Below are 21,743 nucleotides of genomic sequence, written 5' to 3' on the forward strand. Positions count from 1 at the left end.
GGGTTAATCATCTTAAGTTCTCTAATAGTCTAACTGGAAATCAAGCACTCTTATCGTTCGTTTGAGACAAGCTCGACAGAGTTCAACGGACAATATCTAACCCAATAATCATAGTTAAATACATCTTCGCTAAAGTTTAATTTCCCCTAAACTATTGCAATTAGCAGATTGGCATGTTCGAATAAGGTTGTTACAATTAATTATTCCCCTAGGAATCGGTTGCACATGATAAAACTCAATCAAATTCTATTCGCTTGTATCGATATCTATTGCCATAACGGTAAATTTCAAGTTTCTGTACGTCAATGCGACTAATTTCAAACGAGGGGTTTCTATTTCCTTTTGGATACTCATCATTTATGAAAAACAAAATCATTTTTGATGAATCATTAAAATCTAACCTATAGTAGGGATAACCCAAAACATCAGACATTATAGAAGCCGCATGGTCTCCTGCCTCCTTTCCGAAGATGAGTTTTGGTTCGTTCTCAAAATCATAACCCTTATCTTCCACAGCTTCCCATATGCCGGGTAAATATTTGTATGTTCTGTAAATGAGATCAGTGGAGGGCTCTTTGGATTTTGAATAGACAGGACCTGAAGTTCTACGAGGTTCAAATGACGAACATAAATTAGAAACACCTGTGATCCATTTGGTGTTGGCGCAAATATATTCGCCCGACATATAGCCCGTTCGTCCATCAGAGGTTCGAATTTTAAAGTAAGGAAATCCATTATTGAATGTGCTTGTGAACGCCATGAGCTCAATGGGATCACCGGCAGCTAATTGGCCCATCTCATTCAGTTGTACTGATTCTGATAATAATGCTCCTCCAATTGTTTCTGCCTTAATGGGAGGGCTTATATTCTTTGTATACGGTTCTTCGAACACATTAATGCGTCTGTAACGGATCACCTTGTGCTCATCACTATAATTTTCGGAAGGCTTGTGCATTCCGCTCAGTGGTTTGCGAACTTCAAGGTCTAAGGAATCAATACGCTGAATGTGAAAGCGTACGAACGGATTAATAAATTTATCCTTAAACCTATCTTGATAATCCCTATCAAAGTCGATAAACATCATCGTTTTACTTATTGCTTCCAGATGCAATCGATAATCGGTATACCAACGTTTTCGACGACCAAGGTTGTTAAACACGCCCATATTGGCAGCTTCCTTACTGATAATCAGAATCTCTGGCTCTTCCTCATCGCCATCTACAATTTCCCAGAAACCCGGCAAATGTGTTGCGGCACGATTGACTAACTCAATAGGTTCTGCATTTGATTCTCTATCATAGTGTTTAACGCTTGATTGTTGATCAAAGGTTGAGCATGGTGCGTTGATACCGTTAACCCATTCAGAATCTGCGCAAATATGTTCACCTGAAAAATATCCTGTTTTGCCGTTTCCATATTTAATTTTAAAGTAGGGGTGCCCATACCTTTCCTGAGCTGTAACAGCCAGTATTTCAATGGTTTCTTCAGAAGCTATTTCGTCAATTGCTGCCCAATGCGCAAGGGATTTAGGGAGGACTGGTCCTCCAAGAGACTTGGCCATTACAGTGGGACTGATGTCAACTTCAAAGGGTTCTGAAGTCAAGTATATTACTATAAATATTCCAACGATAACAATCCCAATGGTCATTAAGAGGCCATATTTCTTGTGTAGATTGCCGAACAACCAAATGTTCAGCGTAATCACAAAAATGGCTGCTCCCGAGAGCATAAATAGGATTACCAAAATAAATGTGCCAAAACCATCGAGTCCTTTCCCACTTATCCTTGTGATAAGACTGTATCCAATGGCAATCAACGCAATTCCAATAGCCATTAAAATCATAGCAGTCGCACTTTTAATTTTTCGATTTTTTGTCATCTTATTGACCAAATTAAAATTGAGAAAGTTTTTATACCTCTACTCTGTTGTTTCGTGCGGTTATGAAGCCTAACACTTGTATATACGTAACTCCAATACTCAATTGTGTATATATCTGCATTGTCCACAATGGGTTCAGGTGTTGCTAGAACTAAATTAAGAATCTCGTTGAGATGATTACTAGTGGTATTTGAAAATGGATTATTTTGTCTAAAAAAAGTAGATAATAGTTGATAGTTTTTAACTTTTTCAAAAAAGTATTTTAAGAATAAACATAAAAAAAGCCGTCTGAAGAAGTTCAAACGGCTTGAATTCAATTTTGCTTGGCTTAATTGACTGAGATATTAGAGATCCAGATAAAGCGTTTACCATTTGCTCCCATATGGTCTTGAGCGAAAGTCAGAGGTCCTATTTGTTTCTCATTTTCCCATGTCCAAGTAGCACCTTGTTCCCCATTTCCTCTTCGGAAAGTCCACTCTAGGATTTTATTGTTTTCATCCAGATATAAATCATACGCATCTCCAGGAGTATAGCCGTCTCCCGAGTTATAAATGATGGTCAATTTGGTGGAATTGGTTCCCTTCAAAGGCGTACTTACACCTTCCTCTGTCTCAAAGGTATATCCAGAATCCCAGCCCAGCTGGAAAGGCATCATCGCCCAATATTTATCATTGATGAAAGCCCTGTCAGCAGGAGGAAGTGAATCTGTTAACAAGCTATACGAATACGTCGTATCCGGATCTGTATAATCTACGGTTTGATCTTTCCTATTCCAGATGTAAGATCGTGAAAGAACATTCACTGAGTCCCGCTGTACGTTCCAAGTGAAGCCAATGGTATTAACCTGATCCATTTGATCAAAGCCATAGGCCATGGCCACTTTCATGGGAAGGGTATCGGGTATGGTTTCTTTAGGCTGACAAGAGCTCAGGGCCCATACAATTAGTATTACAAAGCTGAATTGTTTCATGGTAGGTTGTTTTTCAAAGCATTTAATATACTATGAATTCACTAGGATTGTTATTTTAAGAAGTAAAATATGTTGTAGATCCGTTTTCTATTGGTTAAATATTTTTTCCTCATGCCTTTAGCCTTAATCAAAAGGATCATCCTGATGGTTATCATGTCCCACTAGCTTGAGTTAATCTATTTTGAAAATTATTAGGCTTTATTGAATTTTATTTTGGTCCTTTTGTATCAAGACAAAAGGACCAAAAGATCAAGACACAGCATCCCGATAGCTATGCGGGACTTCTACCGCACAAAACCTAATGCTCTCCCCGCTGCCAAATCCTCCCACCATGCGTCCAAAATACGATCCTACTTAGATTACAATTTAGGATTTGGAGGAGTTCTCTTAAACTATTAGGATTAATTGAATTATATCGAGATTGCTTCGTCGTTCCTCCTCGCAATGACGTTAGGAAGGAAATGACCAGTGAAATATCAATCGTATGGAGAGGGGCTGATGCTGGTCCAACCTCCATCTACTACCAAGGTTTGTCCCGTAATATGACTGGAGGCATCGGAAACCAAAAAGGCTGCTGCTGCTGCAATGTCTTTCGGAGAAGCGGGTTTGCCCAATGGAGTTAGTTTTGACCAAGTAGCTTCATAGTCCGGATCCAATGCTGTTCTATTGGTCATCGTTGCCCCAGGAGCGATGGTATTCACCCGAATTCCAAATGGAGCCAGCTCCAATACTAGGTTTTTGGCAAGCATTTCTATGGCTGCTTTGCTCATGGCATAGGCGGCTAAGTTCTCATGACTTTGATGTGCTGTCACGGAAGAGGTCAGAAGGATAGAGCCTCCTTTAGGTTGGCTTTTCATCACATTTGCCGCTGCCTGGGTCAGAAAGAACGTTCCTGCCTGATTTACTTTGGTGACCTCCATAAAGTCCTCTCTGGAATACTCTAAGAAGCTTCCAAAGAGGGTAATTCCTGCATTAGCCACCACAATATCCAAGGAACCGTAATTAGAGACGGCAGTTTGAACCATTTGATTGATCGTTTCCTGATCACTTGAATCTCCAGGGACTGGGATCGCATTCATACCATAGGTCCCGGAAATCCGTTCACAGGCTTCTGTAATCAGACCCTCCTCTAAGTCATTCAGGATTAGATTAATGGATTGTGCGGCAAGTTTCTCAGCAATCGCAAGTCCGATTCCTTGCCCAGCTCCTGTAATAATGGCGGTTTTCTGTCTACTCATTACGCAACATTAATGTGAATCTCGCTTGACTTCAGAACCTGAACTTCCTTGAAGGAAATCAAAATCAACTCCTTCATGGGCTTGGTTCACTTTATCAAGAAATAGGTTGACATATCCTCGATCGTAGGGAAGTTGGGAGGGTTTAAACTCCGCTCTTCTTTTTTCAAACTCTTCTTCAGAAATCAACAGGTTGAGTGTTCTTGCTGGGACATTTAATTCGATTAAATCTCCTGTTTTTACCAAAGCAAGTGGTCCACCTATGGCAGATTCAGGGGAAACGTGCAGCACTACCGTACCATATCCGGTTCCACTCATTCTACCATCGGAAATCCGAACCATATCTTTGATTCCTTTGTCCAATACTTTTCTTGGTAAGGTCATATTTCCCACTTCCGGCATGCCTGGATAGCCTTTAGGGCCTACATTTTTCATGACCATGATGGAGTTTTCATCAATATCCAATTCAGGATCATCAATTTTGGCTTTGTATTCATCGATGGTTTCAAAAACCACAGCTTTTCCAGTATGGGTCAGTAAATGAGGACTGGCAGCCGAAGGTTTTATTACTGCTCCATTGGGACAAAGATTTCCTTTCAATACTGCAATTCCAGAATCCGGTTTGATGGGTTTCTCCATAGTACCGATCAGATCCCGATCATAGCATTCTGCGTTGTGGATGTTTTCTCCTATGGTTTTGCCATTGATTGTCAAGGCATCGGTATGTAAATGCTTTTCCAGTTCTTTCATGACCGCTGGCAATCCACCGGCATAGAACAAGTCTTCTACCCAATGCTCTCCCGAAGGTTGAACGTTGGCGATTAATGGGATTTTAGAAGAAAAATGATCAAAATCCGTCAGATCCAATTCCACTCCAATTCTTTTGGCAATGGCGGTCAGGTGAAGGATAAAATTGGTAGATCCTCCCAAGGCCGCATTGACCATGATGGCATTTTCAAAGGATTTTCTGGTCAGGATTTTACTCATTTTCAAATCTTCGTTGACCATTTCCACGATACGCATCCCTGCCATATGGGCCAAGACTTTTCTTCTGGAATCAGCAGCAGGAATGGTGGCATTATCCGGTAAAGCCAAACCTAGAGATTCTACCATGGCTGCCATGGTGGAGGCCGTTCCCATTGGAGCACAATGTCCCACAGATCTGGACATGGCTGCTTCTGCCTCAATCAATTCTTCTTGAGTAATTTTTCCTGTTTTAAATTCTTCCGCAAAGCGCCATACATCGGAGGTACCGATTTTCTTTCCTTTAAACCTTCCCACCAGCATCGGGCCGCCAGATACAACCAATGCGGGAATATCCACAGAAGCTGCACCCATGACTAGGGATGGGGTTGTTTTATCACATCCACACATCAATACCACCCCGTCCATTGGATTGGCTCGGATACTTTCCTCTACATCCATGCTGGCGAGATTTCTAAATAGCATGGCAGTTGGTTTGATGGAGCATTCTCCTAAAGACATCACAGGGAATTCCAATGGAAATCCACCTGCCTCCCAGATTCCTCTTTTGAGTGCTTCCGCAAGATCCCGAAAGTGAGCATTGCAGGGAGTGAGTTCGGACCAGGTATTACAAATTCCGATTACAGGCTTATCTCCTTCGAATAAGTGATGAGGGAAACCTTGGTTTTTCATCCAAGATCTATAAATGAAACCGTCTTTTCCAGTTCTACCGTACCATTCTTGGCTGCGGAGTTTTTTCTTCTTCATAGGTTATTTTGGCTATTGAGGCTAGAATTTACCAAAAATTTCGAGAAGGATTAGGAGTTAAGAAGAATGAGGGGAAATTAATCTTTTAGCTGGTGAAGGACTTGGCTCAACGTATCTAGATTTACCGCTAAATCCTCAGAATCGGAATTACCAGCATCTCCTTGATTTTGAGTATAGTAATAATCCAGTCCCAGTGCATTGGCCAGATTAAAATAGCATAAGGAATTGCTGCTATCTTGATTTCTCAATTCCACTACCTGGCTGGTTTCTGGGAGAAATAGCATGTTGGTCAACCCTGTTCCATGGAGTGAAACCAAGGTTTTTGTTTCTGACATTAAATAGATTTGCTCTTTGAGGCTCAATTTTTCAGAGTAAATGATTTCAAAGCCTTGCTTTCTCATCAAGAGTTCTACGTCTACCTCATTCAAGGCTTTTCCTCTGGACGCGTATTTGGTACTCAAATAGACTTTTCTAAAAGCTTCTTTAGGTTGTTTACAGCTAAGCTTTTCTCGGCTCAGCTGAGTGAGTTCCACATTGAAATTAGGGAAGGGAGAAGTTCTGGGTGTCAAAACCAAATCTTCCACATAGAGATTTTCATTGGATTGGTAATAGGTAGGCCTGATTTTAAGGATTTCCAAGCTTTGGGAAACATAAGGGAGGTGCCGATACGAATCGTTCAAAATCACACGGTCTGAAATACCGGTATTTAATCCAATCCAAAGTCTAGGAAGGCAATCTGTCATCCAATGTAGATAATCTGCACTCCATTCATCTTTGATCCAGATGCCATGGGGAACTTTTCTCCATTTTTTCAAGATGCAGTGCGCCACTCTTTTACCTAGAGGGATAAAGCCCAAGGAGTTTACATGCGTATGACTGGCATAAAAACTCATGTGGGAAGGAGAAAATACAGTGTCTTGAAGGATAAAAGAATTTTCTAAATGCAGAATTGGGTTCATTTTATACCTGCATTCATAAGAATCCTTAAATACCTGTTCATCCTCGGGTTGAAGATTCAAAGGTGGATTTCTTTTGATATAAATTTCCTCCATTAAAGTTAAAACAGTGGTATTTAATAAAAAACAGAACCATCCGGACTTTGCCGGATGGTTGGGATTTTATGGGATTCTTTCGATTTCTGCACCAATTGCATTTAATCGCTCGTCGATATTCTGATATCCTCTATCGATTTGTTCGATGTTATCAATGATGGAAGTCCCACTTGCCGATAAAGCTGCAATCAACAGGGAAACACCCGCTCTAATATCCGGTGAAGTCATTCGGATTCCTCTCAATGGGTATTTTCTATCCAGCCCTATAACCGTCGCTCTATGAGGATCACAAAGAATAATTTGTGCTCCCATATCAATCAATTTATCCACGAAGAATAAACGGCTTTCAAACATCTTTTGGTGTACCAATACGGTCCCTTTTGCTTGAGTAGCCGTCACGAGAACGATGCTCAACAAGTCAGGGGTAAAACCTGGCCAAATCGCATCGGCCACAGTTAGAATAGATCCGTCTATAAAGGTCTCGATTTCATAATGTTTTTGGGCTGGAATAAAGATATCATCACCTTTGATTTCCAACTTAATTCCCATTCTACGAAATGTCTCAGGGATAATACCTAATCGATGAACCTGTGCATCTTTGATGGTGATTTCAGATTGAGTCATGGCCGCTAAGCCTATAAAAGACCCAATTTCAATCATGTCAGGAAGCATTTTATGTTTTGTGCCTCCTAGTTTTTCTACCCCTTCAATGGTCAGTAAATTCGAACCTACTCCTGTGATTTTTGCTCCCATGCGGTTTAACATGTCGCAGAGTTGTTGTAGGTAAGGTTCGCAGGCAGCATTATAAATAGTAGTGGTGCCTTCTGCCATAACTGCAGCCATGACGATATTGGCTGTTCCGGTTACGGAAGCTTCATCCAATAGCATGTAGCAGCCTTTTAGGCCTTTGCCGTCGATATGGAAAATCTCATTTTTGGCATCGTATCGGAATTTTGCACCCAGCTTTTGAAAGCCAAAAAAGTGAGTGTCCATTCTTCTTCTTCCAATCTTATCTCCTCCAGGTTTGGACAATTTCCCTGTTCCAAATCGAGCCAACAAGGGCCCCAAAATCATCACGGAACCTCGAAGAGAGGAAGCTTTTTTCAAAAACTCTTCCGTCTCCAGATAATCCAGATTGACCTGATCAGCTTTAAAAGAATAGGATTCTGGACCTAATTTAGTCACTTTGACACCCATGTCACCCAGCAATTCGATCAGTTTATTTACATCACGAATATTTGGGATTTTATGTATGGTGACCTCCTCAGATGTGAGTAGGACAGCACAAAGGATTTGCAAAGCTTCGTTTTTTGCGCCTTGCGGGATGATCTCACCCTTAAGATGATTTCCCCCTTTAACCCGAAATGAAGCCATTAATTTCTACGTTTTTTGTTGTGGTTGTTGTTGCGACGTTTGTTGGAATGCGAGCGCTTGTTTTTGTGGTTGTGTTCGTTTTGCGTAGGAAGCTTGAAATCTCTTCGGGTATTGGATTCAAACAATCCGTTTTCTTTAACCTTTTCCAAGTCAATGTGAAGCTTTCCTTTGGATAAGGTTTTGATATCATCCAGGATGATTCCATCGTCAAAATTATCCCTGTTCCAAGTAGAATGGAAACTTCTCATCAATTGCCCAATAAAGATGATGGCAGCTTCCTGCTCCTCATCATTCTCTATTTGAATGGCATTTTCAATGAGTTTTTCAATGTTTCTACCGTAATGCTTGAACTTGATTTCCCCCTTTGGATAGCCAATAGGTTCAGGTTTCTTTCCTAAAAGTTCTTTTTCAGGCATTGGAAAAGGACTGTCAACATCCAATTTGAAATCAGACATGATGTATAAATCATCCCAAAGCTTCTGATCATTCTCCTGCTTCAATGGAGGATTCAGTTGCTTGATGATTTCAATAGCGGTATAAGCACTAGCGGTGCGCTTATCGCGGTCTTCAATGCCTGTGATATGATCAACCAGGCGTTGAACGTTTTTGCCGTATTCTTTCAAAATAAGTCTTTGTTTGTCAGGTTCAAGTTGCTCCATGTGGCCTCCCTTTTTTGCATAGTAAAAGGTAACAAAAAATTACCAAATGTCAGGAGGGCAGGTGATTAGTCTATAATTCTGAGCTTCGCAAAGCTAAGTAATAAAGTCTTCTCTCCAAAATGTTCGAATTGAATCCTTGCTTTTCTATTAAGTCCTTCAGTTTCAATTTTTTGAACTTTCCCAAAACCAAATTTGGGATGTTCCACCAGTTGCTCTGCTCTTAAGTTATTGGTATTTGAGGGTTTAAAATCAGGGCTAGGGGTATGTACCTTCATGCTACTGGGAACTCTCGATTCAGGTTTTTTCTTGATTCCAATGAACCCAGAACCAGCCTCTGTATTACTGGTTCTACCTGGTAATCCGTCTCTTCTAAAAGCTCCTGGCATTTCCCTACTGGCCACACGTTTGTTGATTTTAATGCAATTCGGGTCTACCTCTTCTAAAAACCGGCTAGGTTCACAATTTAACAATCTTCCAAATCTGTAACGTGTCAAGGCATAGGTAAAGTATAATTTATCCATGGCTCTGGTGGTGGCCACGTAAAATAATCTTCTTTCCTCTTCCAAATCCTCTCTGCTTTGCATCATCATTTGGGAAGGAAATAAGTCTTCCTCTAATCCCACCACAAATACTTGCTTAAACTCCAGTCCTTTGGAGGAGTGGATGGTCATTAAGGTAATTGCCTCTGTTTGGTCTTTGTCCTGATCGTTATCAGTAAGCAGGGCTATTTCCTGTAAAAAGGCTCCTAAACTCTTATCCTCATTTTCAGGATTGTCTACATATTCCTTGATGGCGTTCAGGAGTTCCTGAACGTTTTCGTATCGATTGAGCCCTTCAATGGTTTTGTCTTCATAAAGTTCCCGAAGTAACCCACTTTGTTTAGCAATATTGTTTGCCGCTTCATAGGCGTCTTTGCGCTCTACATCAATTTGAAAAGCCTTGATCAAGGTGGCAAAATTGTCTACCGCATTGCCAGCTCTTCCTGGTAAAAAGCTATGTGCATTTTTGACTACTTCCCATAAAGGGATGTCATGCTCATAAGCTGCCACCAGCATTTTCTCCACGGAAGTATCTCCGACTCCTCGTTTTGGATAATTGACAACTCGTTTGAATGCTTCTTCATCTGCTGGGTTAACGGTGAATCGCATATAGGCCATCAAATCCTTGATTTCCTTTCGTTGGTAGAAAGAGAGACCTCCTACAATCTTGTAGGTCAGATTCATCTTTCTCAAGGCTTCTTCTATCGATCGAGACTGGGAGTTGGTTCGATACAGAATGGCAAAGTCATTATTGCTGAGCTTTTTATTATTCTTCTCTTCGAAAATCGTGTTGGCTACGATTCGACCCTCTTCATTATCCGAACTCGCTTTGATCAATTCGATTTGATCTCCGTCCGGATTTGAGGTCCAGACTACTTTTTTCAGCTGGGCTTTATTCTTATCGATGATGGAGTTAGCCGCTTCCACGATGGTTTTTGTGGAACGATAATTCTGCTCTAGTTTCACCACAAAAAGGTCCGGATAGTCCTTTTCAAAATTTAGAATATTTTGAATATCGGCGCCTCGGAACGCATAGATACTTTGAGCATCGTCGCCTACCACGCAGATATTTTGGTGTACCGCAGCGAGCTTTTTGGTAATCAGGTATTGGGAGACGTTCGTATCCTGAAACTCGTCCACCATGATGTACTTGAAACGCTGCTGGTACTTATTCAACACGTCCAAATGATCCCTGAACAGGATGTTGGTATTGAATAATAGATCATCAAAATCCATGGCTCCCGCTTTGAACAAGCGTTCTTGGTATCGTTGATAGATTTCACCCATTTTGGGCTTCATTGCAGCCTCATCATCCGCTTTGACAAAGGGATCGTTTTGATACGCTTGCCAGGAGATTAGGCGGTTTTTAGCTCCTGAGATTCGGGAAAGAACCGTGTTGGCTTTATATACCTTATCATCCAAATGCATTCCCTTGACTATGGATCGGATCAAGGATTTGGAATCATCTGTATCATAAATGGTGAAATTGGAGGGATACCCAATCTTTTCTGATTCCACGCGTAGGATTTTTGCAAAAACCGAGTGGAAGGTGCCCATCCAGGTATTTCTCGCTTCCAAACCGGCCAAGGATTCGATCCGGTGTTTCATCTCACTTGCAGCCTTGTTGGTAAAGGTCAATGAGAGAATATTGAATGCATCCACACCTTTGGCGTAGATTAAGTGCGCTATTCTATAGGTGAGTACCCTAGTTTTACCCGATCCGGCTCCTGCAATAATCATCACAGGGCCATCAGTATGTTCTACAGCTTCTCGTTGGGGTGGGTTTAAACTATCTAGGTAATCCATTCTAAATCAACTCTATTTTATTTACCTGGGTAAGAGAAATTTCATCTCTTGGACTCTTCATCTTAGGCTAAGGTTTAGGTGTCTCGCCCTTATCCAAAAAAGGCTATCTTTTTTAGAAGTCACTTATTTACTTACTTCAGTAAAGAATTTTTTGCCAATTAAATTCTTCTTCTTCTACAACTGAAAGGGATTAGCCTTTTCTGTAATACTCCTATTCTCCTTTGATGGTTTTTAGAAGGTAAAAGATAATACCTCTAACATCGTTTCAGGTTTTTGGAAAGGTAAGCAGGGTCATGACGAAAAGCCTTCTTGATCAAACTATTCCGGTCAAATTGTGTCGGAATACAAATAGAAATTTGATGAAAATGGCCAATTGCTTTCAGACTTTGATCCCTTTGTCTATTTATCAAATGCTCATTTTGATGAGTCCGCAAAATAAATGAATTCAAAGTGAATATAAGTAATCGGCACTTCTTTGTTTCACTTCTTGCAGAATCATAGGAGATGAATTAAAGTTTCCATCTTTTATGACTCCACAAATAAAGATCCGGTTGGGCCCGAATGTTTTGTTCCAGTCTTTTACAGAACTCATCCGTAATGCTATGTGGAGCGTGATCAGCGTAGGGAGGACTGGCTAAGTTTGAAAATTCAAATTTGTAATGCCCTCGTTTGATTTTAGTGATGGTGCCGAAAAACACGGGTAACTCCATCTTTTTGGCCATAAATTCCCCTCCTTCAAAAAACAGGGCCGGTCTATTTAAGAATTCCCGTTGGTACCTAGTTTCAGAAACTGGAGGTCTTTGGTCTGCGGCCAGGTGGACAATTCTAGGGTTTTTTCGCATTTGAATCATGCTTTTTCTAAAATCTTTCTTTTCGGTCATGACTCCCCCCAGCCTTGTCCTGATCTCGAGCATCATTTTATTGAAAAAGGCATTGTTCAGTTTCAAATAAACGGTTTCTGCCATTACTTGCGTATTAGAAGCAACTCCCAAAATGGCCATTTCCCAATTGAAAATATGCCCAGCCATCATCAAAGAACTTTTACCTCCTAATACGGGAGCATCTACCAGTTCTTGGTTGACCACGTGAAAACGTCTCTTCAGCTCTTTTTCAGAAATGGTCAGCATTTTAAATGTTTCAGCAAAAAATGCGTCTGTGAAATTTCTATAGAATTTGTTTCGAATGTCTTTTCTCTCTTTTTCAGATTTTTCCGGAAAGGCGAATTTCAAATTTTCGTCAATCACTTTTTTACGGTATCTGATGATGTAACGTGCTAATAAATACAGGACATCTGAGAATAAATAGAGGACTGGTAATGGTAATCGGGAGAAAAGCCTTAATAAAAACATCCTTGATGAAATTGGAAATACAGATTTTTTAGAGAGGGTTCTTGAACGTATTTTCTGCAATATACGTTCGAATTATTCTTATTTTCTAGTTATAATATACCTCAATCATTACTTTTGAGACTTATGTCGGAAGTTCAGCGCAGAAAATATTCTCAAGAGCAAAAAAATGCCATCTTCGATGGAGAGTTTATGCCCAACATAGACTCCATGTATAATTTTGCTTATCGACTCACCTTTGATGAGGATGATGCCAAAGACTTGGTCCAAGATACCTACCTAAAAGCCTACCGCTTTATCAATTCATTTGAGCAAGGAACCAACGCGAAGGCTTGGTTGTTCCGAATCCTGAAAAACAGCTTCATCAATGAGTACCGGAAGAAAAGTAAGCAACCTGCCAAGGTAGATTATCAGGAAGTTGAAACTTATTACAACTCAGATGATGTTGATTACCAAAGTACTACTGATCTGAGGGCAGAATCAGTGAAGGGAATGCTAGGAGATGAGATTTCCAATGCATTGAATAGCCTTGCAGTGGATTTTCGAACTGTTATTATCCTTTGTGACCTTGAAGGGTTTACATATGAAGAAATGGCCAAGATTTTGGATATTCCCATTGGAACGGTCCGTTCTAGGCTACACAGAGCAAGAAATTTACTCAAAGATAAGCTTAAGGGCTATGCCCAGCATATGGGGTATGACACAGACGAGGAGGAAAATTAAAGAAGATTTAGCATGGATATGAATGAAGAAACATCTGAGTCGCGAAAATTAAAGTGCGATGATACCAGTAAGTGCTTTCAGCTGTTAGAAAGTATTCTAGACGGAGAAATAGACAATTCAAAAGAAGTTCTAAAAGAGAAGTTGGCAAAGTGCCAACCTTGTTTTGAACACTTTCATTTAGAACAGGCAATCCGTGATGTGCTGAAGACCAGATGCACCAAACAAGAAGTTCCTACTGAATTAGCTGATTGTATCCGTCAAAAAATTCAAGAGATCAAATAAATATGACTCAAGGAAAGGCTATTATTTTTTCCGCTCCCTCTGGATCGGGCAAAACTTCGTTAGTCAAACATTTAATTCAAAAGATCCCAACCTTGGGATTTTCTATTTCTGCCTGTACTCGAGATAAACGTGGAAGACACGAAGTTCATGGCAAAGACTATTATTTTTTAAGCCAAGAAGAATTTAAGAAGCACATCGATAACGATGATTTCATTGAATGGGAAGAAGTATATGCGGGTAATTTTTATGGCACCCTCAAAGAAGAAATCCAGCGAATCTGGGATGCTGGTAAAACCGTGATCTTTGACGTGGATGTCAAAGGAGGTTTGGCTTTGAAAAAATATTTTGGAGATCAGGCCTTGGCGATTTTCGTAAAAGTCCCTTCCCTGGAAGTTCTCAAGACTCGTTTGAATGATCGAGGTACAGAATCTGAAGAGTCTCTTTCCAGAAGAATTTTCAAAGCGGAATTCGAGATGAAATTCGAGCCTCAATTTGATGTGACGATCGTCAATGATGATTTTGAAGTGTCTTCAGCAGAGGCGGAAAAATTAGTCAGAGATTTTATAGCTCAATAGAATTTTGAAAATCGGACTCTATTTCGGCTCCTTCAATCCTATCCATATTGGTCACCTGATCATTGCAGATACCCTGCACGATCAAACAGACTTAGAACAGGTTTGGTTTGTGGTCAGTCCCCAAAACCCCTTAAAGAAGCGACAATCTTTAATTCATGAATTTGACCGACTGAAAATGGTGGAATTGGCAATAGAGGATAATTTTCATTTCAGGGCTTCTGATGTGGAGTTTTCCATGCCAAAGCCTAGCTATACGATTGATACTCTTGCCTACCTAACAGATCAATATCCCCAGCATCAATTCTGTTTATTTTTAGGTTCTGATAATTTGACCCAACTGAAGCGTTGGAAAAACTATCAAATGATTCTCGATAACCATGAGATTTTTGTGTACCCCAGACCAGGAGAGTTAAAGACAGTTGATCATCCCAACATCAAAATGGTGGAAGCTCCTTTATTGGATATCTCTGCAACTTTTATTCGAAAATCAATATTGGAAGGGAAATCAGTGAGGTATTTATTGCCTGATGGGGTAGCAGAATATATTCGGGACAAGAAACTATATATGTAGAATACTGTTCTTAATCACATAAAACCTTGCAATAGGGCCTACTTTTTATTTTCTTTAGATTAAACCCAGAAACCGACTTTTTTCTTTCTTTCTTTCAAAGACAAGTTAATGCAAAAACATACATATGGCAGTGGGCTGATCGGTAACTGTGCTTATATCGCTCATGTAGAAAAAGATACCAATATCAGTTGGTTGTGTCTTCCAAGATTTGATTCTGATTTTATTTTCGGAGGCATGTTAGACAGGGAAAAAGGTGGGAAATTCACCATTTTACCAGAGTCTGAAAATTTTGAAACCTCTCAGACATACCTTGAGAATACGAATATTCTGGAAACGACTGTGACCTATGGAGAAAACAGTTATAAGGTCACTGATTTTGCTCCCCGATTCAAAAACTTTGATCGGTACTATAAACCATTGATGCTTATCCGTAAAGTGGAAAGCCTTTCAGGATCTCCCAGGATTAAAATTACCTGTGAGCCAGTTACGGATTATGGGAATATGCCTTTGACTCCAAGTATTGGTAGTAATCATATTCGATATATGGGCATAGATCAGGAGCTTAGACTGACTACCAATGCTCCCATGTCCTACATTGTGGATGATAAAGCATTTGCGATCCACCGTCCAGTTTATTTGGTCTTGACCTATGGTAGACCCTTGGAGGCTCCCATCGAAACAACTTCTGAACGGTTTTTGCATGCTACCGCTGCTTATTGGCAGGAGTGGGTTAAATCTACCAGTATTCCGAATTTCCATCAGAAGTTAGTGTTACGATCGGCACTTATTCTGAAAATCCACCAGTATGAAGATACAGGCGCCATCATAGCTGCTTCTACCACGAGCTTACCGGAGTCTCCCAATTCTACCCGAAATTGGGATTATCGGTATTGTTGGATTCGGGATACCTATTATACCCTGACCTGTTTTAACAGCTTGGGGCACTTTGAGGAGTTGGAGAAATATTTTGAGTTTATTCATAATCTGAGACCTGTAGAAGGTGGTCGATACCAACCTTTGTATTCCATTACAGGTGATTCCTTATTGACGGAAGAGATTTCTAATTTGGATGGGTATTTGGGGAATAAGCCTGTCCGGTTTGGTAATCAGGCATATACCCACATTCAAAATGACTTGTATGGTCAGGTATTGGTATCCTTACTTCCTTTGTATTCTGATCAACGTTTTACCGAAGAGGAGAGAAGCTCTTCTAGACCCATGATCATGAATTTGCTCAATAAAATTGAGGCAACTATGCATGAGAAGGACGCAGGGCTTTGGGAGTTTAGAAATTTAGCCCAAGAGCATTGTTACACATTTTTATTCCACTGGGCTGGAGCTTGTGCCGCAGCGAAAATCGGTATCCGATTGAAAAGTGATGACATGTACCAAAAGGCAATCAATCTTCGGGATGAGGCAATCAAAAAAATTGAATCTTGTTACTTGCCAGAAAGAAAAGCCTATGCTCAGGCGGTAGGGTCAACTTACATGGATGCCTCCACCTTACAATTGATTACCATGGGATATTTTGGAGATGATCTGGAGCGTGCCAATGATCACCTCAAAGCTTTGGAGGAGGAATTACTGGCCAAGGATTTCTTGTTCTACCGCTATAAACATATGGATGATTTTGGAGTGCCGGAGACGACTTTCCTCATCTGTGCATTTTGGTATATAGAAGCCTTGGCATGCGTTGGTAGAATCAGCGAAGCGGAAGAAGGATTTGAGACTTTGACTAAGTATTGTAATCATTTACACCTATTCTCAGAGGATGTAGATCAAAAAACAGGAAGCCAATGGGGGAATTTCCCTCAAGCATATTCACATGTAGGTTTGATGAATGCAGCATTCCGAATCGGTAAGAAACTAGACAGACCAAACTTCTTATGAAAGATTAAAAATCTTTGAGGTTTCTAAAATCTCGAAGGTTTATTTTTCCTATTCAGGCTTATCCTGGATAGGATTTTTTTTAAGCGGCATTTAAGAACTAGTACAATACTTGTAGCTTCATTTGTCTATAAATTAATCATTTCTATGAATATTCAGAGAATCACAAGGTCTCTTTTAGGATTTTGCATTTTCCTCCTGGTTGTTTCCTGTGCCTCCAATCCCTACAAGAAAATCAATAAAGAACACCGGAAGCGTGTTAAGGAGGTGGCTGAAGCCTATAGGGTAATTCCTCCTACTAAAGAAGAACTGAATTATGATACCCTCAGCATCACAGATGAATGGGTAGGAACCACCAACTTCAGCATCAGAAGACCCAATTTTGTGATTATTCACCATACTGCCCAGGATTCTATAGAGCAGACGATTTCAACTTTTACTAAAACCAGTACACAAGTGAGTTCACATTATGTGATCGGGAAGGACGGAACGATCGTCCAAATGCTGAATGATTACCTCCGTTCCTGGCATGCAGGGCGAGGGAAATGGGGGAGCGTTACTGATTTGAATTCAGTTTCTATTGGGATTGAATTGGATAATAATGGTTTTGAACCATTCTCTGAAGAGCAAATCGAGAGTCTTTTGGTGCTATGTAAGCGCTTGAAATGGAAGTATGGGATTCCTACGGCTAATTTTATTGGGCATTCGGATATTGCCCCTTCCAGAAAAGTAGATCCCAATAAGTATTTTCCCTGGAAACTACTAGCAGAACAAGGATATGGGTTTTGGTACGATGAAGAGGTGGTTCAGCCTGATATTAACCCGATTAATGGAGTGGAGCTAATTGAGTTAGAAAGCAAGGACTCTTTACCTCAGGATGCATTTGATCCCATTGTTGCGTTGAGAATTATAGGATATGATGTGAGTGATCCTGCCTTGGCAATTCAATCGTTTAAGCTTCATTTTGTGCAAAATGAAGTGGATAGCGAACTCACGGATTTTGATATCCGAGTTCTGAAAAATGTATATAAAAAATACCTGTAGCAGCTGCTACAGGTATTTTTTATGCTGCTTAACTTTCAGCCAGTTTGTGTAGTAGCTGTCTGACTTGTTTGACAGATTTGATGTTATAATTCGCTTGCGTATATGCATAACCTACTCTGATTGAATAGGCATTTTTTGGCATAGCTTTGAATGTGTCTTCATCAGTCCAGTCATCTCCAATGGCCAAAATAAAGTCAAATTCATGTCCTTTCATCAATGAGTTGGCGGCTCTTCCTTTGTTGATGTCCGGTCGTTTGATTTCCAATACCATATTTCCTTCCAATACTTGTAGATTATGACCTCTAGCCATGTACTTCAAGTGACTGAATAATTCGCGCATTCTCAAGTCTCCCAATCCGCTTTCTACTTTTCTGTAGTGCCACACCAGAGAGTGGTGTTTTTCTTCAATAAATGCTCCAGGAGTTCTTAGCACATAGTATTCCATTACTGATCGAATATCTTCCTTCCAGCTATCATCTACTTCGGCATATAATTCCCAGTCTAGGGAATGGTCTTTTCTATGCACCCAAACTCCATGTTCAGCGATCATATCAATCTGCTGTCCTTTAAACCATTTTCCTAAGGTGTCTTTATCTCGGCCGGAAATGATGACCACTTGGGCTTTTCCGCTAAGTTCTTTTATCAGACTTTTTAATTCAGCATCAGGTATGGCATCTTGAGGATTGGCTTTGAAACCAGTCAAGGTACCATCGTAATCCAAAAAGAAGATCGGTGATTTTGCCTTCTTAAAGCTGGACTGAATCTCATTCATGACTTTGGCATCTACATCCTTCGAGGTCAATTCAGCTTGCTTTGCTTTGACATGATCGATTCGATCCATGAATACCTTCACCCATTGGAACACATCGTATTTCTTCAGGCTTTCCTGCATGGCACTAATACGAAGTTTTTGCTCTTCTTCATCCATGGAAAGTGCTTGGTAGATCGCGTCCACCACACCCTGTCTATCATTTGGATTGACTAGGATGGCATCTTGTAATTCTTTGGAAGCTCCAGCCATTTCAGATAGGATGAGCACTCCCTTTTCATCATTTTTACTCGCCACGAATTCTTTACAGACGAGGTTCATTCCATCTCTCAATGGAGTAACCAAGGCGATGTCAGACATACTATAAAAAGCACTCAATTCTTCAAATGGGAAACTTCTATAAAAATAGTGAACAGGTACCCAATCCAACGTGGAGTATTCACTATTGATTCTTCCAACCAGCAAATCAATTTCTTCTTTCAGCTCTTTATAAGATTGAACTCTGTCTCTGGAAGGTACCACAATCATGATCATGGAGACTTTCCCCCGGAGTTCTTTATGTTGTTTCAATAGCTGATCGAACACATGAATCCGTTGTGGAATTCCTTTGGAATAATCCAAGCGGTCAATGGTCAGGAGTAATTTCTGGTCTCCGACTTTCTCGCGGAAGTCCTTGACAATATTTTGTGTTTTTCGACTTTTGGCTTGCTTAGCAAACTTGTGGTAATCTATTCCCATTGGGAAAGAATCCACATTGATGATTCTATTCTCTGCCTGGATGTAGCCACTTTCTCCTGACATACCGGTAATTCTACCTACAGCACTTAAGAAGTGACGCATATCATCATAAGTATGGAAGCCAATTAAATCTGCTCCACAAACTCCTTCAAGCAGTTCTCTCCTCCATGGAATCATTCGGATTATTTCATAGGAAGGAAAGGGGATGTGTTGAAAAAATGCGATAGTAGCATCCGGAAGTATTTCCCGAAGCATTTGAGGGAGCAACATCAATTGATAATCATGAACCCAGATGGTATCGTCAGGATCAGCTTTTTTTACAATAGCGTCACAAAACTTCTGGTTTACTCTGACATAAGCTTCCCAGTGATCTGGGTTGTACACCATGTATTGAGTAAAATAGTGAAAAGCTGGCCATAGGGTCTCATTACTAAACCCCTCGTAAAACTGTTCTACATCTTTTTTCGAAAGAAACACAGGAGCCATTTTAAGCTCATGCAGTTCAAGGATAATCTCTGCCCTTTGTTCGGCATCATCTACGGTATTACCAGGCCAGCCAATCCAGATATTTTCTCCTGATTTGTAAATGGAGTCAAGTCCAGTTGCAAGTCCTCCAGCGCTAGGTTTGAATTCGAATTTGCCATTGCGGTGTCGCAAACTAATCGGCAATCTATTGGATACAATTATGGTTTTTGCCATGGGTGGTTTTAAGTTGAAAAGCGAGAATGAAAAGCGTTTTCCATTCAAAAAAGGCCTATCCGAGAAGATAGGAATAATACCTGTGATATAAAACAAAAACAGGGCTAAAAGCCCTATTCTTGACGGTTTCTTTGATTTTTAATAATATTTCAAATTCAAAAAAGCATAAAAAAAGCAGTCCAAAACGGACTGCTTTTTCTTAGTTGGATTGTGCTAATCTTTCGGGTTTAGTACTGATATTATTCCAGATAAACTCCCCAACAGAAAGACCTTGAGTCACTCCATATTCAATGGCCGGCATGTAATGGATACCACCATAAAATCGGCTGATAGCAGCCTCTTTATAGGCCTGGCTAAAGGAATCATATTCCCTGATAGGTAGGCCATAAGCCACTTCTGAACTGTCAACTAAATGGAACTCATCCCCGAATAACTGGCCTAATGTATATCCAGCTGCTGAGGATGCTACGCTATGCCCACTGGTGTGTTCCGGGAAAGGTGGGGTCTGTAAAATTGGCACCCATTCCTCATCAATATATTGATTGATATAAGTTTCCGGTCGGATCAAGTTGCTGCGATATTTTTCATCCCAACAGGAAATAAATGCCTCATTTAGGGCAATTCCAGTCAAGGCAAAAGTTTCTGCGGTACCTTTCCAGTCGTTACCTGCTGCTTTGCTGGCAATAGCCGCAATGCTCATCCAGTGACCTCCAGGAGTGATTTTTTTCTCTGCAAACATGACATGTCCTTTGACATTCATTTTATAAGGGTTGCAATCCCAGAATAAAGCTATGTTTTTCTGCTCTTCATCTGCCTTTACAGCGGCATCGTACACTTCTTTTGCGGCATTATAAAACTCAGATCCTGGTTCACTCGAAAATGGAGGAGGGGCAAGAGGCTTAAACTGGGCAGCAGAATCCAATACAAAAGTTCTGATTTTATTCCAATGAGGTTCAATAGCTTCCATATAGGCAGGAGGAGTAGGCTCCCAAGTACCAATTTCTCCTGTTACAGTAAATTTGGGAAAGGATCGACTTTGATGGTAATTGTCTTTGGAAGAATAGGCTTTGATTACATCGCCCACTTCTTGTCCAAATGCAATGGATGCTTCAAACACATCATCAGGAATCCCTTTTTCCTTCAGTTCCGCATAGGCTTCATCTCTATGCTCATTCATCATGTCTTCAGAGAAAATTAAACTGGTACCCACTTGGTAATATGCAGCAAGGGAAGCTAGCGGGAGGTACACATCCTCAGAAGGAGTGAAGGTAGTTTTTTCTGATCCATTTAGCTGACCTAATAAGGAAACGTAATTTGGGTCGGCAGCCGCAGCAACTTCATAGGCGGCCAAGCTTGAATAGGAATAAATCCTTGCAGCCACAGGAGGAGAGAAGATATCATGAATTATGACCTCCGTAATTCTATCCTGTGCTTCGGTTAAATAATGTCCATCAGTAATGGCATTGGAGTAATCGACTTGTTTTTGACAAGAAAGCATGCTAAAGAGCAAGCTTACGCCAAGTATGGTTTTTAATAAGCGCATTATGTGATTTTCTAATTGGGAATGTTGGGATACAAATTTAAGATAAACAAGAGTCAAGCTCAAGTTTTTTATGGATTCCTCAATCGTATGTACAGGGCAAAACTATTGGAAATAAGGGATTAAGCAAATGATTTTGCTCACCTTTTCGTTAAATTTACTAAACCAATTTTAGAAGATGGAAGGATATATTTCTTTTCATTAGTTGGAATAGTAGCTATTTCAAGGATATCGATTTTTGGAACATTAGAGAGGATTCTATTTATTTATATGAAATCCTGTTTGACATTTAGGCATTTGCTCAAAATAGTTTGCTTCCAAATT

At 40.3% G+C, this 21,743-nt stretch carries 17 protein-coding genes; 6 read left to right on the forward strand and 11 right to left on the reverse strand.

Annotated features, from left to right (window positions below; genetic code table 11):
• Positions 1-235 precede the first annotated feature (235 nt).
• The 9 genes from JYB62_RS16685 to JYB62_RS16725 all read right to left on the reverse strand — a co-directional run bounded on the left by JYB62_RS16685 (position 236) and on the right by JYB62_RS16725 (position 12,654).
• Positions 236-1,879 (reverse strand): SH3 domain-containing protein, encoded by a 1,644-nt coding sequence (locus tag JYB62_RS16685; protein WP_205646527.1) that lies wholly within the window; start codon positions 1,877-1,879, stop codon positions 236-238.
• Positions 1,880-2,207: 328 nt separating this feature from the next.
• Entirely contained in the window at positions 2,208-2,849 is a 642-nt protein-coding gene (locus tag JYB62_RS16690; RefSeq protein ID WP_205646528.1) for a hypothetical protein, read from the reverse strand.
• Positions 2,850-3,325: 476 nt separating this feature from the next.
• Positions 3,326-4,087: an SDR family NAD(P)-dependent oxidoreductase gene (locus JYB62_RS16695; protein WP_205646529.1), complete on the reverse strand. Its 762-nt coding sequence runs from the start codon at positions 4,085-4,087 to the stop codon at positions 3,326-3,328.
• Positions 4,088-4,096: 9 nt separating this feature from the next.
• Positions 4,097-5,815 carry an IlvD/Edd family dehydratase gene (locus JYB62_RS16700; protein WP_205646530.1) on the reverse strand — a complete coding sequence of 573 codons (1,719 nt, stop codon included), beginning with the start codon at positions 5,813-5,815 and terminating at the stop codon, positions 4,097-4,099.
• A gap of 77 nt (positions 5,816-5,892) precedes the next feature.
• Positions 5,893-6,867, reverse strand: coding sequence for a glycosyltransferase family 61 protein (locus JYB62_RS16705; protein WP_205646531.1), 975 nt, complete (start codon positions 6,865-6,867; stop codon positions 5,893-5,895).
• Between the two features lie 66 nt (positions 6,868-6,933).
• Complete coding sequence (gene murA, locus JYB62_RS16710; RefSeq protein ID WP_205646532.1) at positions 6,934-8,241, reverse strand: UDP-N-acetylglucosamine 1-carboxyvinyltransferase; 1,308 nt, start codon at positions 8,239-8,241, stop codon at positions 6,934-6,936.
• A complete protein-coding gene (locus JYB62_RS16715; protein WP_205646533.1) occupies positions 8,241-8,900 on the reverse strand; it encodes a DUF4290 domain-containing protein in 660 nt (219 codons plus the stop codon). The genes murA and JYB62_RS16715 overlap by 1 nt, the downstream gene beginning before the upstream one ends.
• Before the next feature lie 65 nt (positions 8,901-8,965).
• A complete protein-coding gene (locus JYB62_RS16720; protein WP_205646534.1) occupies positions 8,966-11,245 on the reverse strand; it encodes an ATP-dependent helicase in 2,280 nt (759 codons plus the stop codon).
• A 509-nt stretch (positions 11,246-11,754) separates the two neighbouring features.
• Positions 11,755-12,654 carry a lysophospholipid acyltransferase family protein gene (locus tag JYB62_RS16725; protein ID WP_394369698.1) on the reverse strand — a complete coding sequence of 300 codons (900 nt, stop codon included), beginning with the start codon at positions 12,652-12,654 and terminating at the stop codon, positions 11,755-11,757.
• Between the two features lie 63 nt (positions 12,655-12,717).
• On the opposite strand from JYB62_RS16725, the gene JYB62_RS16730 reads away from it, so the two are divergent.
• The 6 genes from JYB62_RS16730 (at position 12,718) to JYB62_RS16755 (ending at position 17,673) form a co-directional block, all read left to right on the forward strand.
• A complete protein-coding gene (locus JYB62_RS16730) occupies positions 12,718-13,314 on the forward strand; it encodes a sigma-70 family RNA polymerase sigma factor (RefSeq protein WP_205646536.1) in 597 nt (198 codons plus the stop codon).
• Positions 13,315-13,326: 12 nt separating this feature from the next.
• Positions 13,327-13,596, forward strand: coding sequence for an anti-sigma factor (locus JYB62_RS16735; protein ID WP_205646537.1), 270 nt, complete (start codon positions 13,327-13,329; stop codon positions 13,594-13,596).
• 2 nt (positions 13,597-13,598) lie between these two features.
• Positions 13,599-14,171 (forward strand): guanylate kinase, encoded by a 573-nt coding sequence (gene gmk, locus JYB62_RS16740; RefSeq protein ID WP_205646538.1) that lies wholly within the window; start codon positions 13,599-13,601, stop codon positions 14,169-14,171.
• 4 nt (positions 14,172-14,175) lie between these two features.
• A complete protein-coding gene (gene nadD, locus JYB62_RS16745) occupies positions 14,176-14,742 on the forward strand; it encodes a nicotinate (nicotinamide) nucleotide adenylyltransferase (RefSeq protein WP_205646539.1) in 567 nt (188 codons plus the stop codon).
• Between the two features lie 108 nt (positions 14,743-14,850).
• Positions 14,851-16,632 carry a glycoside hydrolase family 15 protein gene (locus JYB62_RS16750; RefSeq protein WP_205646540.1) on the forward strand — a complete coding sequence of 594 codons (1,782 nt, stop codon included), beginning with the start codon at positions 14,851-14,853 and terminating at the stop codon, positions 16,630-16,632.
• A gap of 144 nt (positions 16,633-16,776) precedes the next feature.
• Positions 16,777-17,673: an N-acetylmuramoyl-L-alanine amidase gene (locus JYB62_RS16755; protein WP_205646541.1), complete on the forward strand. Its 897-nt coding sequence runs from the start codon at positions 16,777-16,779 to the stop codon at positions 17,671-17,673.
• A gap of 28 nt (positions 17,674-17,701) precedes the next feature.
• Here the strand turns inward: JYB62_RS16755 and JYB62_RS16760 are convergent, their stop codons facing one another.
• Positions 17,702-19,879, reverse strand: a complete 2,178-nt coding sequence (locus JYB62_RS16760) for a bifunctional alpha,alpha-trehalose-phosphate synthase (UDP-forming)/trehalose-phosphatase (protein WP_205646542.1) — start codon at positions 19,877-19,879, stop codon at positions 17,702-17,704.
• A gap of 199 nt (positions 19,880-20,078) precedes the next feature.
• Positions 20,079-21,422: a vanadium-dependent haloperoxidase gene (locus tag JYB62_RS16765; protein WP_205646543.1), complete on the reverse strand. Its 1,344-nt coding sequence runs from the start codon at positions 21,420-21,422 to the stop codon at positions 20,079-20,081.
• Between the last annotated feature and the right edge of the window lie 321 nt (positions 21,423-21,743).

The organism is Algoriphagus lutimaris, from assembly GCF_017051705.1.
In the GTDB taxonomy this organism is placed as follows: Bacteria; Bacteroidota; Bacteroidia; order Cytophagales; family Cyclobacteriaceae; genus Algoriphagus; species Algoriphagus lutimaris.